This window comes from Pseudomonas sp. N2-3-1-14 (assembly GCF_041228395.1).
Lineage (GTDB): Bacteria > Pseudomonadota > Gammaproteobacteria > Pseudomonadales > Pseudomonadaceae > Aquipseudomonas.
Window position 1 is genome coordinate 4378981 of sequence record NZ_CP166199.1, and the last position, 12559, is coordinate 4391539.

Genomic DNA, 12559 nt, shown 5'->3' on the forward strand with positions numbered 1-12559 from the left:
CCGGCGAATTGTCTTGGAAAAGATGTGAAAATTTCGTGCAGCGAATACTTTCGACACACAAAACTCTGAATACGCTGGAAACGAATGTGGGAGCGGGCTTGCCCGCGATAGCGATGTGTCAGCCCGCACAACTGTGGCTGATAAACCGTTATCGCGGGCAAGCCCGCTCCCACATTTACCGTGCCCACTCAGGATCAGAGCGGGCCCAGGTGTCGTCAGATCCGCACGTTACCGCGTGGCCCGGCGATTGCCCAGATGATCAGGCCCAAGACAGGCAGCAACAGGATCAGCAAAATCCACAGCACCTTGGCACCGGTGCTGGCGCCGCTTTTGAACACGTTGATGATCGCCCAGATATCCAGCGCCAGGATGATCAGGCCAATCAAGCCATTAAAAGTGGAACCCATGGTGTCGCTCCTAAGTGAGGGCATGCACTTGTAGGATAGTCAGCCCTGGCAGGGGTTCCGTTTTATTTCAGACGTGGACGGCAACGCGCAGGGCTTCCAGGGACGGCTCAGCCTTGATGCCGACTTCAGCGCACAGTTCCAGCACGCGCGGCAGGTCGTTGCCGTAGACCAGCACCGCCTGAATCTCGTCATCCAGCAACTGACTGAAGTTGAGCAGCACATAGCCACCGTCCTCCGGGCTCAGGGCGCTCATCTGGATCTGGATGCGGTTCAGCGCCGTCAGGTCTTCGGTCTTGGCCAACTGCTTGGGCTTGAGATTGAACGCCACGCCCGGGCCGAACGACGCGACGATCTGTGCAAACAAGTCGCCATAGGTGTCGGCTTGAAACAGCACCGTGTCCGGCAAGCTACCGACCACGACCCACTCACCCAGCGGAATCGGGAAAGTGTCGTCGTAGTTGATATCCGGGTTGGCCGCCAGAAAAGCGGCAGGGTCCGCGTAGGCCTGGGCCGCTTCCTCGGCAATGCGTGCCACTTCGTCCTCGCCCATGACGCCGGCGCTGATTTTGCTGATGAGTTCGACGAGGGCGGTTTGCATGGGAAGGTCCTGTGGCGAGCTGGTTTTTGAGGGCGCGTAGCCTACACCAGTTTTTGCAACTGCGCCGCCGTATCCGCCGCGCCCATGGTGTGCGCCGCCGCCAGTGCCGTCGCACCCTGAGCATCGGTGGCCTTGGGGTTGGCACCCTGGCCGAGCAGGTAGTCGAGCATTTCGACACGGTTGAACATCGCGGCCATCATCAACGCCGTGCGGCCGTCCGAGGAGGCGCCGTCCACCGGCGCGCCGCCGTCGATCAGCGCCTTGACCACGGGCAGGTTGCCCTTGAACGCCGCACCGGCCATCGGCAGTTGGTTCTTGTCGTTGGCGATCAGCGGGTCGGCCTTGAACTCCAGCAGCACTTTCACCGCGTCGGCGTGACCGTGATAGGCCGCGAGCATGAGCAAGGTGTCGCCATTGTGATTGCGCAGGTTAGGCGGCAAGCCTTTGGCCAGCAGTGCGGCGAGCATGGCGGCATCGCCTTTGCGGGCCACGTCGAAGACCTGCTCGGCAAATTCAGCGGCTTCGTCTTCGGTCATTTGTTTAGGCTGGTCTGACATGTGGGGCTCCTTGTCTGGTTGCTTTATAGGCGCCCAGTGTCGCGATGGAGTTCCCCACTGTCATGGCTTTTTTGCCAAAAGCGCTCATAGGCAGAATCAATAGCGCTGCTTTCAATAACGGAAATGCCCGCCCTGAATCTGCGCCAACAAGTCGCCGGTGACCGGCACATAGCAATCCGAGCCCGGCAGCCACGCATACACCGGGTCATTGCCGGCCTTGCCCGGGTCGAAGGCCTCCTCTCTGAGACGCACCTTCTGATACTTGAAGGTGCCGGTGGTTTCCATCTTCACCTTGATCCGCAGGAACAACGGCACCGCGTAATGCGGCAACTGGCCGTGGGCGAATTGCAGCAATTCACGCATGTCCAGCGAGGCCAGGGATTCACTTGGCGTGATGGCGACCATGCCGGCGCGGCCATTGGTGTTTTCGATCTCGACGCCGTAAGCGACCACTTCGGCGATCTGCGGATGTTGCAGCAGCACGTTCTCCACTTCGGTGGTCGAGACGTTTTCGCCCTTCCAGCGATAGGTATCGCCCAGGCGATCGACAAATTGCGCATGGCCGAAGCCGATGCTGCGCAACAAGTCGCCGGTATTGAAATAGCGGTCGCCCTTCTCGAACACGTCGGTCAACACCACCTTGCGGTTCTTTTCCGGGTCGGTGTAGCCGTCGAACGGTGACTTTTCATCGATCCTGGCCAGTAACAACCCCTGCCCGCCCGTTTGCACCTTGCGCATGAAGCCGTCGCCGCCACGCACCGGTTCACCGCTGTCGTTGCTGTAGTCCACCAGTGCCCAGTGCTGCAGGCAAAAGCCGATGGTGTTGTCGAAATTCAGCACGTTGGTGAATCCGATGTTGCCGTCACTGGCGGCATACAGTTCGCAAACATGCTCAACGCCATAACGTTGCTTGAACTGCGCCCACACGCCGGGACGCAGGCCATTGCCGACCATCTTGGTCACGCGGTTATCGAGATCCTGAGCGCTGGCGGGCTGATCGAGCAGGTAGCGGCACAACTCACCGACATAGCCCAGGGTGGTTGCGTTGAATTTGCGCGCATCGTCCCAGAACTGGCTGGCGCTGAATTTACGCCGGATGGCAAAGCCCGAGGCCCCGACAATCGCCGAGCCCCAGCACACGCACAGGCCGGTGGCGTGGTACAGCGGCAATGTGCAATAGAGGACGTCATCCGGGCCCATGTCCAGCGCGATACTGCCGAAGCTGACCGCGGTTTTGGTCCAGCGCCCGTGCTTCATGATGCCGGCCTTGGGCAAGCCCGTGGTGCCGGAGGTGTAGATATAGAAGCAGGGGTCGTTGAAGAACACTTGTCCGGTACTGGCGGGGTTTTCCACCGAGCCGTCGGCACTGGCGGTCATCAGGTCGGTATAGCCTTCAGGAGGCGTGCTTGAGTGCTGATCGGCGACAAACCAGGTCCTGTGCGCGGCGATTGCCACGTGCTCACGCACGGTCGTGTAGGCCGCCACCAATTCCGCGCCCACCACGATTGCCACCGGGCTCACCAGATTCAGGCTGTGCGCCAGCGTTGCCTGGGTTTGCGACGTATTGAGCATTGCGCAAATGCCACCCAGCTTGGCCACGGCCAACACGCTCAACAGCAGTTCAGGGCGGTTTTCGATGAACAACGCGACCACATCCCCCTTGCCGATGCCCTGCTCTTGCAGGTGATGGGCAATACGGTTGGCACGCTGGTTGGCTTGGGCGTAGCTGAGCACACTGTCGCCATATAACAGCGCCGCGCCATCTGGGTTACGAGAGGTGGCCTGTTCGAATTGCCATCCCAGGCCGCAGGGCTGGCTGGGATCGGTGACGTTCGCGGCGCGCATGCCGCGTACCACGCGTGGCAGGGCCCGAACTATCGCCGGCACCTTACGCAGTAGCTTGCCCCAGGTGATCATGTCGTCGTGCGGGTGGTTCATGGCGGAACGTCCTTTTTCTTATTCTTCGTATGATCCAGACACAGCCTCGGCCCTGTAGGAAGAGGTCAAATACCTTGCAGGAAAATACGCCTGCCATTCTTCGGCTGTACATGTGGGATTTGAAAAGTTTTGTATCCCGTACCGCCCAGAATGAAATAGGGAATTGCGCGGCGCCGATGCGGTCATTAACTGTAACGGGGAGCGAAATGCCCGGCCCCGATAACGCAAAATGCAGGATGCACGATGGCCTTTCATGCAAATTGCACGAAAGTGAAAAACCTATAAAATTTTAACCTACTGATTTATAACGATTTTTTAGACAGTCCAATACTGGCACAATCACTGCACCTATCACTCCATGCTTGCCAACTTGAGCCAACGGAGCTGATAGACATGAGCCTGATCCAAGATAAATTCGCTTCTGTATTCTCCCAATACGACGTCACCACTCAGCCACGCCCAGACGGCGGGATCCTGTTGACCCTGCGCAACAGCGAAGGCAAACAGGTCAAGCGTTCGATTTCGTATCAACAACTGCACACCGCTGACCAACTGACCTGGGTCATCAGCGCCATTCGCCGCGACCTGGCCGAACAAGCCAGCGAGCTGCCACAGATCTCGATGCTGCAAAGCCAGAATCGCTTTGCCCTGCCGACCTACCATTCGGCCTGAGTAATCCGGGCAAAAAAGGCCGCGACGCCGTTGAGCGTCGCGGCCTTTTTTTGTGCCTTCAGCAAAGCCCCTGGCGGGCCGCTGCGTTCATCGCCTGCACGCGGTTGGTGACTTGCAGCTTGAGGTAGATGTTACGCAGATGGAATTTAACCGTGGCTTGGGAGGTGGCGCGAATCTGGCTGATTTCCCAGACGGTCTTGCCTTCCGAGGCCCAGCGCAGGATCTCCAGCTCTGTCGGCGTCAGGGGTTTGCCGCCCAGGCTCAGGCGTTTTCCAACGGCGCTCGGCACGGCAAGCGCACGACACGGCTGCTCTGGGCCACTCATCACTCTCTCTCCTGTATCAGTGGATGCCATACCACCTTTCGGACTCCTGCGATTGACAGGCGGTATAAACATTGAGTCGGGAGAGTTACATAACGAATAGATTGAAAGCATAAGGCGCCGCATAAACAGCTACGTCTTACATTTATATAAGTTCTTTCCCACAACAACTTCCAACCTGCCGGGGTTGAACATTCAACTATTCGCGCTTAATCGTCCAAGCCTGGAAAACCAGCGGCACTGTGCTCGCCGGTGAACTGAGGCACACACCCTTCGGTTGTATGGAATAAACGTAGCGCCACACAGTGCGGATTTTCACCCACGTCGAGCCAATGCGGCATTCCGGCCGGAACCACCAGCACGTCATTCTTCTCACAACGCACGGCGTAGACGTACTCGCCCACGAGCAGGCAGAACAAGCCTTGACCCGCGATAAAAAAAAGCACGTTGTCTGCACTGTAGCGACGCGCCTTGAGGCCTTCAGCGCGCAATTCGGCGCGTTGCGGATGGTCGCCCGTTACGCTCAATACCTGAGCAGAGCCGTAGCCGAGGGCATCGATCTGCGACTGGTACGCCGCGATCATTTCAGCGTCACTGGCGCCCTTTTCGAGGGGGCTGGGCTGCCAGCGGTCAAAACCCACGCCGTGCTCAACCAGGGTCGAGACGATATCGTCGAAGTGGGTCAACACCTTGTTCGGGGTATCGGGTGTGGCGAGCGGGTAAACAGCGACATAACTCATTGCACGGTTCCTTTATTCGGCTCTTGCAATCGAAAGCCAATGATTAGGGCGGCGGCCAGGGCCGCGACACTGGCGATGCTGAAGGTCAGGGTCGGCCCCAACAGGTTCCAGCTATAACCGGCATACAGCGCGCCCAATGCGCCGCCAGTGCCGGCCAGTGCGGCATACAGCGCCTGGCCCTGGCCTTGCTGGCGAGCGCCGAAGCTGCGTTGCACAAAGGCAATCGCCGCCGCGTGAAAACTGCCAAAGGTGGCCGCGTGCATCACTTGCGCCAGCAGCAGCACCCAGAAAAATTCGGCGAATGAGCCCAGCAACAACCAGCGCACGGCCGCCAACAGGAAACTTGCCAGCAGCACCCGTCGCACCGAAAAGCGCGTGAGGATGCGGCTCATGGCCAGAAACATCAGCACTTCTGCGACCACGCCCAAGGCCCAGAGCATGCCGATCACGCCACGGCTGTAGCCCAGATGTTCGAGGTGCAGGGTGAGAAAGGTGTAATACGGGCCGTGGCTCATTTGCATCAGCGCCACGCAGGCATAAAACGCCAGCACCCCAGGGCTGCGCAATTGCTTGAGAAAACCGTCACCGGCCAGGCGATTGTCGTGGATCGCGGGTTGCGCATTCGGTACCCACAGGCTGGCACCGATGATGCCGGCCATGATCACCACGACCACCACCGGGTAAATGTCCAGGCTCAGCCAGTCGAACAGGCGGCCCATGATCACCACGGTGAGGATGAAACCAATCGAGCCCCACAGGCGGATCTGGCTGTAGCGCGAGGTCTGCTTTTGCAGGTGGGCCAGGGTGATCACTTCAAACTGCGGCAACACGGCGTGCCAGAAGAACGCATGCAGGGCCATCACCAGCGCGAGCCAGGCGTAGGTCTTGCTGAAGAAAATCAATGAAAAGCTGGCCAGCGTACACACCGCGCCAAACCGGACGATGGCCAGGCGCCGCCCGGTGTAATCGCCGAGCCAGCCCCACAGATTGGGCGCCACGCAGCGCATCAGCATGGGGATAGCCACCAACTCACCAATGCGTGCGCTGGAGAACCCAAGATGATCGAAGTACAGGGCCAGGAACGGCGCGGTCGCCCCGAGCAGGGCGAAGTAGAACAGATAGAAGCTGGACAGGCGCCAGTACGGGAGGGTCGGGCTCACCATGCACGGGGCCGCTTCGCGGCCCTGCCTGAGCAAGCCCGCCCGCCACCGGCTGTCACAGCTGGCCCAGCACCGGCGTATTCACGTGCACATCGGCATTTTGCCCGCGGTTGCGCAGCAGGTGGTCCATCAACACGATGGCCATCATGGCTTCGGCAATCGGCGTGGCACGGATGCCGACGCACGGGTCATGGCGGCCCTTGGTGATCACATCCGCCGGGTTGCCGTGCACATCAATCGAGCGGCCTGGCGTGGTGATGCTCGACGTGGCCTTGAGGGCCAGGTGCGCAACGATCGGTTGGCCCGAGGAAATACCGCCGAGGATGCCGCCCGCGTTGTTGCTGAGGAAACCCTGCGGGGTCAGCTCATCGCGGTGCTCGGTGCCGCGCTGGGACACACAGGCGAAACCGGCGCCGATTTCCACGCCCTTCACCGCGTTGATGCTCATCAGCGCATGGGCCAGCTCGGCGTCGAGGCGGTCGAAGATCGGCTCGCCCAAGCCAGGTTTGACGCCTTCGGCAACCACGGTGATCTTCGCGCCGACGGAGTCCTGGTCGCGGCGCAACTGGTCCATGTAGGCTTCCAGTTCCGGCACTTTGTCCGGGTCGGGGCTGAAGAAAGCGTTGTCGTCGACGCTGTCCCAGGTCTTGAACGGGATCTCGATCGGACCCAGCTGACTCATGTAGCCGCGGATCACGATGCCCTGAGTGGCCAGGTATTTCTTGGCGATGGCACCGGCAGCCACGCGCATCGCGGTTTCGCGCGCCGAGCTGCGGCCACCGCCACGGTAGTCGCGTTCGCCGTATTTGTGATGGTAGGTGTAGTCGGCGTGGGCCGGGCGGAACAGGTCCTTGATCGCCGAATAGTCCTTGGACTTCTGGTCGGTGTTGCGAATCAGCAGGCCGATGGCGCAACCGGTGGTGCGGCCTTCGAACACGCCGGAGAGGATTTCGACTTCGTCGGGCTCCTGGCGCTGGGTGGTGTGGCGGCTGGTGCCGGGCTTGCGGCGGTCGAGCTCGCGCTGCAGGTCGTCCAGAGACAGCTCGAGGCCTGGCGGGCAGCCATCGACAATGGCGACCAACGCCGGGCCATGGCTTTCGCCCGCGGTGGTGACAGTGAACAGCTTGCCGAAGGTATTGCCGGACATGCAGGGCGCTCCGTGAAATCAGTTGAATCAAGTCAACCGTAATAACTTAAGGCGGCCAGTATACGCAGGCTAACCGACTAGTTCATCCTCGAAACCTTACCGGTAGACGTTGGTCCAACCGGCACCTTCCTGATGATGGCGCGATGATGCTGCGAGTTCTGCTTTTAACCCTCACCCTGTTTTCCAGCCTGGGCTTCGCCGCCTCCCCTGTCGTGCTGCAACGGCCGATCAGCCTGGACACCGGCAACGGCGAGCTGTTTGGCTCGCTTTTACTGCCCCAATCCGACAAGCCGGTGCCGGTGGTGTTGATCATTGCCGGCTCCGGGCCTACCGACCGTAACGGCAACAGTGCCGACGGCGCACGCAACGACAGCCTCAAGCGCCTGGCCTGGGTGCTTGCCCGACACAACATTGCCAGCGTGCGCTACGACAAGCGCGGGGTGGCCGCCAGCCTGGCGGCCACCCCGGATGAACGCAACCTGACCCTGGATGCCTACGTATCCGATGCCGTGGCCTGGGGCAAGCTGCTCAAGGCCGACAGTCGCATGGGCCCGCTGATCGTCCTGGGCCACAGCGAAGGCGCGCTGGTTGCCGCGCTCGCCGCACCGCAACTGAATCCGGCCGGCGTTATTTCTCTGTCTGGCAGTGCGCGGCCGGTGGATCAGGTGATCCGCCAGCAGTTGGCCGATCACCTGCCCCCTGCCCTGTTGCTGCGCAGCAACGAGATACTCGACCACCTCAAGGCCGGCCAAGTGGATGCCGATGTGCCCGGCCCGCTGGAAGGTATTTTCCGACCCAGCGTGCAGCCTTATCTGATCAGCCTGTTTCGCGCCGACCCGTCAGCCGCGTTCGCCAAACTGACCATGCCGGCCTTGATCATCCAGGGCACCAACGATATTCAGGTGGGCGTCGCAGATGCCCGGCAACTGAAAAACGCCAAGCCCGACGCGCACTTGACGGTGATCGAAGGCATGAACCATGTCATGCGCATTGTGCCCAAGGACGTGAAAGAGCAACTGGCCTCCTACAACGACCCGAAACTGCCGCTTGCCGCCGAGCTGGGTGAGCGCATCGTGCGCTTTATCGACGGACTTCAACCCCGTTAAGCGACTATTTACCTCCAGTCCTGAGAAAAACGGCCGATAAGCCCAGGGTCGACAGTAAAAAGACTGTCGACCTGCAGGGCTTGGACAGGATCGCGCCGCATGACAACCACAGAAGCTACACCAGAACCTATTGCCGACACCGCGGCTGAAAAAACCGAGGCCGTCGAGGCAGCGGCCCTGCCGTGGGCGGACGTGCAGGCCGAACATTTCAAGATGCTGCGCCTGGCGCCCCTGGCCACCGACCGTGCCACCGGCGCGCGGCCGTTGCGGTTCGTGCAGTTCGGTTATGCCGAACGCAATGACAAACACCACAGCCTGTTGCGCATGGTCATCCAGTTGCCGGGCCAGCGAGTGCGCCGCGAGCAGAACCACTTGGATATCTGGGTCGATCACGATAAGCACCGCGTGCACTTCGGCCCGGGCAACAGCCTGGAAATCGAACCGGCCAACCGTGGGATCGGCCGCTTCCTCGTCGCTCAAGGCGCGGCGTGGGCGAAAAAGAAGTGGTCACACTACCGCGTCGACGGCGTGGACCTGGCCAATAAAGACGCGCTGAACGAAGCCACGCGCCTGCGTCGCGATCACTTCCTGCGCATCCAGGGCTTTGATGTGGCCTACGCCGATGTGCAACACCTCAAAGGCAACGTGCAGCCGGGCAAAGTCAGCGACGTGCTGGACAGCTGGAACACCGAGAAGGTGCAGTTCGTGGAAATCCTCGAAGCCGCGCAGATGCTGCAACAGGCCGAGCAGAACCTGGCTGAGCAGGAAGTGAAACTGCGCAAGGAAGAGGAAAAGGTCACCAAGTTCAAGCGTGAGGACAGCGGGCTGCGCTTTACCATCACCTGTTTAGTGGCGTTTACGGTATTTCAGGCGGGGTTGCTGATCTGGATTGCCACGCACCGCTAGCACGTTGGAACGCAATTGAAATGTGGGAGCGGGCTTGCTCGCGAAAGCGGTGTATCAGTCACTGATAAGTTGACTGTCATAACGCCTTCGCGGGCAAGCCCGCTCCCACATTCTGGGTCGGTTTCTACAGTTGGGTGGGTTTAAACCCGAGCAGCAAATACCGCTTGATGCGCGCGGCACTGCTCGGCCGTCAGCATGAACACACCATGCCCGCCGCGCTGGAACTCCAGCCAGGCAAAGTCGACTTCCGGGTATAGCGCCTCAACGTGCACCTGGCTGTTGCCAACCTCGACAATCAACAAGCCTTTCTCGGTGAGGTGGTGTGCGGCCTCAGCCAACATCCGGCGCACCAGGTTCAAGCCATCATCGCCGCAGGCCAGGCCCAACTCCGGCTCGTGCTGGTATTCGTCGGGCATGTCGGCGAAGTCTTCGGCATCCACGTACGGCGGGTTGGACACGATCAGATCAAACCGCTGACCCGGCAAACCGTCGAAGCCGTCACCCTGCACGGTGTAGACGCGCTCGTCGACGCCATGGCGCTCGATGTTCTGGTTGGCCACCTCCAGCGCTTCGAAGGACAGGTCGCCCAGTACCACTTCGGCGTCCTGGAACTCGTAGGCGCACGCGATACCAATGCAACCGGAGCCGGTGCACAGGTCGAGGATGCGCGCAGGTGGCTGGGCCAGCCAGGGTTCGAAGCGGTTTTCGATCAGTTCGCCAATCGGTGAACGCGGGATCAGCACACGCTCGTCGACGATAAACGACATGCCGCAGAACCAGGCTTCCTTCAACAGGTAAGCGGTGGGTACACGCTCATGGATACGGCGGTGCAGCAAGCGCTGAACGTGGGAAATTTCCTCTTCTTCCAGGTTGCAGTCCAGGTAGCTGTCGGCAATTTCCCAAGGCAGGTGCAAGGCACCGAGCACCAATTGCCGGGCTTCGTCCCAGGCATTGTCGGTACCATGGCCGAAAAACAGGTCTTCCCCATGGAAACGGCTGACAGCCCAACGGATATGGTCGCGCAGTGTGCGCAGGCGGGATGTGATCACGGGGACAAGCTCCTGGAAAAAACGACTGGCGATTCTAACAGCCTTCGCCCGTACCGACGATGTACGAAACCCCTTCGCCATCCGTCGGATTTCATCCAATTTGCCATCGCAGGCTTAAACAAGCCGCCCCCTTGACATGGCTGCACGTCAACAACGGCGTACCTTACGATGGTAGCGATTCACAGAACCGCTCAGCCAGTGGACAATGTCGCAAAAGCCCCCCTCACAGGAGCCCCAGAATGTCCGTTCCAAAGACGATGTTTCAACTCAGCGGTCGCGGTTACGCAGCAGCCAACCTGAACCATGCGACCCTCGTGATCATCGACGCCCAAAAGGAATACCTCAGCGGTCCACTCGCCCTCTCGGGCATGGACGCGGCGGTCGAAAACATCAAGCAATTGGTTGCCGCCGCGCGCAATGCCGGGCGTCCGATCGTGCATGTACGTCACCTTGGCACCGTCGGTGGCCTGTTCGACCCGCAGGGCGAGCGCGGCGAATTCATTCCCGGCCTGGAACCACTCGGTGACGAAACCATCATCGGCAAACTGCTGCCGAGCGCGTTTCACGGCACCGGGCTGGAAAAACACCTGCAAGACCTCGGCTCCCTGGACCTTATCGTCTGCGGCTTCATGAGCCACTCCAGCGTCAGCACAACCGTGCGCGCCGCCAAGAACCTGGGCTTTCGCTGCACCCTGGTGGAAGACGCCTGCGCCACGCGCGACCTGCCTTACAAAGGCGGCATCCTGAGCGCTGAACATGTGCAACAGACCGAAATGGCCATCATGGCCGACAACTTCGCGACCCTCGCATTGACCAAAGATCTGATCTGATTGACCTTCTGATGAGCGGCGCGGCGTGTTTATTGCCCCGCTCATCCGCAAAACCTTTTCATTTTCTGCAATTGCCTCTGGTACAGGAACAACCTGTGTATCTTCCGGTCGAAGGGCCGATACCCTGGAGGAAAGGTCGGAATGAAGATATCCGATGGTTTTGACGCTCGTCGCTTGCGCCCCAAGGGCCCGAGCAACTGGCGTCTGCGCCTGGTGGCCGGCTTTGCCGCGCTGCTGGCCATTGTAGGTTTGCTGCTGGCTGGTGCCGGTGGCGCCGGTTTGTTTGGTCATTCGCCGGCACTCGGCGAACTGAATGCCAGCCCGGGCGGCTCGGCAATTTTGTTGGTGATCGGCCTGTTGGTGCTCTGGCTGGGCGTCTGGTTATGGCGTCGCAGCCGTCGGCGGATGCGCCAGCCGTTGTCGCTGAACATCGCCTCACACCTGATGAAAAAGCACGACTGATGGCGCTTGGATAGCGTTTCCTGCGCCCCGGCCGCCGCGATTTAGGTAAACTGCCCGCCCTTCGCGGAGGCTGACATGCAAGACGACGATTTTTCCCTGTTCAAAAACGAGCTGCGCGGCGTCAAGCCGATCAAGCACGACCGCGCCGACACCGGCAAACCCAAGACCGACCGGGCGCAGATCGCCACGCTGCGCCAGGCCGCGACCGTGCGCACCGATGCCACCACCGTGGATGGCCTGTCGGACCAGTTCGTAATCGACGTAGGCCCCGAAGACGAGTTGATGTGGGCCCGCGACGGCGTGCAGGAAAGCCAGATGCGCAAGCTCAAGATCGGCCAGATCCCGTTCGAGGGCAGCCTTGACCTGCACGGCATGAACGTCGAAAAAGCCCGCGAAACCCTCTGGGCCTTCCTGGCCGAAGCGACCAAATTCGAAATCCGCTGCGTGCGCGTCACCCACGGCAAGGCCGTGCGGTTGGATGGCAAGCGGCCGATGATCAAGAGCCACGTCAACACGTGGCTGCGCCAGCATGCCCAAGTGCTCGGTTTTACCTCTTGCCAGGCCCGCCACGGCGGCGCGGGCGCGGTGTATGTGATGCTCAAGCGCACCATGATGGAGGGGCGCGACGAGTAACAAGTGCCATCGTCAGGCTTGCAGCGATGTGT

15 protein-coding genes are annotated in these 12559 nt (G+C 60.6%); 6 read left to right on the top strand and 9 right to left on the bottom strand.

Annotated features, from left to right (window positions below; all coding sequences use genetic code 11):
• Positions 1–215: 215 nt before the first annotated feature.
• The 4 genes from AB5I78_RS20225 to AB5I78_RS20240 all read right to left on the bottom strand — a co-directional run bounded on the left by AB5I78_RS20225 (position 216) and on the right by AB5I78_RS20240 (position 3500).
• A complete protein-coding gene (locus AB5I78_RS20225; protein ID WP_003172956.1) occupies positions 216–407 on the bottom strand; it encodes a PLDc N-terminal domain-containing protein in 192 nt (63 codons plus the stop codon).
• A 67-nt stretch (positions 408–474) separates the two neighbouring features.
• Entirely contained in the window at positions 475–1005 is a 531-nt protein-coding gene (locus AB5I78_RS20230; RefSeq protein ID WP_262207939.1) for a hypothetical protein, read from the bottom strand.
• 41 nt (positions 1006–1046) lie between these two features.
• A complete protein-coding gene (locus AB5I78_RS20235; RefSeq protein WP_124418126.1) occupies positions 1047–1562 on the bottom strand; it encodes an ankyrin repeat domain-containing protein in 516 nt (171 codons plus the stop codon).
• Positions 1563–1673: 111 nt separating this feature from the next.
• The gene (locus AB5I78_RS20240) at positions 1674–3500 is read right to left on the bottom strand and encodes a long-chain-acyl-CoA synthetase (RefSeq protein WP_369301210.1); all 1827 of its coding nucleotides are present in this window, start codon (positions 3498–3500) and stop codon (positions 1674–1676) included.
• Between the two features lie 393 nt (positions 3501–3893).
• Here AB5I78_RS20240 and AB5I78_RS20245 point away from each other — a divergent pair, with 393 nt between their 5' ends.
• The gene (locus AB5I78_RS20245) at positions 3894–4172 is read left to right on the top strand and encodes a DUF3509 domain-containing protein (RefSeq protein ID WP_016970113.1); all 279 of its coding nucleotides are present in this window, start codon (positions 3894–3896) and stop codon (positions 4170–4172) included.
• Between the two features lie 58 nt (positions 4173–4230).
• Here AB5I78_RS20245 and AB5I78_RS20250 read toward each other — a convergent pair whose 3' ends face one another.
• The 4 genes from AB5I78_RS20250 to aroC all read right to left on the bottom strand — a co-directional run bounded on the left by AB5I78_RS20250 (position 4231) and on the right by aroC (position 7541).
• Positions 4231–4497 carry a response regulator transcription factor gene (locus AB5I78_RS20250; protein ID WP_145158761.1) on the bottom strand — a complete coding sequence of 89 codons (267 nt, stop codon included), beginning with the start codon at positions 4495–4497 and terminating at the stop codon, positions 4231–4233.
• A 206-nt stretch (positions 4498–4703) separates the two neighbouring features.
• The gene (locus AB5I78_RS20255) at positions 4704–5234 is read right to left on the bottom strand and encodes an acireductone dioxygenase (RefSeq protein WP_369301211.1); all 531 of its coding nucleotides are present in this window, start codon (positions 5232–5234) and stop codon (positions 4704–4706) included.
• Complete coding sequence (locus AB5I78_RS20260; protein ID WP_277933567.1) at positions 5231–6397, bottom strand: MFS transporter; 1167 nt, start codon at positions 6395–6397, stop codon at positions 5231–5233. The genes AB5I78_RS20255 and AB5I78_RS20260 overlap by 4 nt, the downstream gene beginning before the upstream one ends.
• A gap of 52 nt (positions 6398–6449) precedes the next feature.
• A complete protein-coding gene (aroC, locus tag AB5I78_RS20265; protein ID WP_369301212.1) occupies positions 6450–7541 on the bottom strand; it encodes a chorismate synthase in 1092 nt (363 codons plus the stop codon).
• Positions 7542–7684: 143 nt separating this feature from the next.
• Here aroC and AB5I78_RS20270 point away from each other — a divergent pair, with 143 nt between their 5' ends.
• The gene (locus AB5I78_RS20270) at positions 7685–8647 is read left to right on the top strand and encodes an alpha/beta hydrolase (RefSeq protein WP_242195507.1); all 963 of its coding nucleotides are present in this window, start codon (positions 7685–7687) and stop codon (positions 8645–8647) included.
• Between the two features lie 99 nt (positions 8648–8746).
• Entirely contained in the window at positions 8747–9553 is an 807-nt protein-coding gene (locus tag AB5I78_RS20275) for a hypothetical protein (protein ID WP_242195510.1), read from the top strand.
• Positions 9554–9693: 140 nt separating this feature from the next.
• Here the strand turns inward: AB5I78_RS20275 and prmB are convergent, their stop codons facing one another.
• Entirely contained in the window at positions 9694–10602 is a 909-nt protein-coding gene (prmB, locus tag AB5I78_RS20280; RefSeq protein ID WP_369301215.1) for a 50S ribosomal protein L3 N(5)-glutamine methyltransferase, read from the bottom strand.
• A 239-nt stretch (positions 10603–10841) separates the two neighbouring features.
• Here prmB and AB5I78_RS20285 point away from each other — a divergent pair, with 239 nt between their 5' ends.
• The 3 genes from AB5I78_RS20285 to AB5I78_RS20295 all read left to right on the top strand — a co-directional run bounded on the left by AB5I78_RS20285 (position 10842) and on the right by AB5I78_RS20295 (position 12527).
• Positions 10842–11432, top strand: coding sequence for a cysteine hydrolase family protein (locus AB5I78_RS20285; protein ID WP_106576532.1), 591 nt, complete (start codon positions 10842–10844; stop codon positions 11430–11432).
• Between the two features lie 141 nt (positions 11433–11573).
• On the top strand, positions 11574–11894 hold the full coding sequence (locus tag AB5I78_RS20290) for a hypothetical protein (RefSeq protein WP_053257227.1): 321 nt from the start codon (positions 11574–11576) through the stop codon (positions 11892–11894).
• A gap of 75 nt (positions 11895–11969) precedes the next feature.
• Positions 11970–12527 carry a Smr/MutS family protein gene (locus tag AB5I78_RS20295; protein ID WP_369301216.1) on the top strand — a complete coding sequence of 186 codons (558 nt, stop codon included), beginning with the start codon at positions 11970–11972 and terminating at the stop codon, positions 12525–12527.
• Positions 12528–12559: the final 32 nt, after the last annotated feature.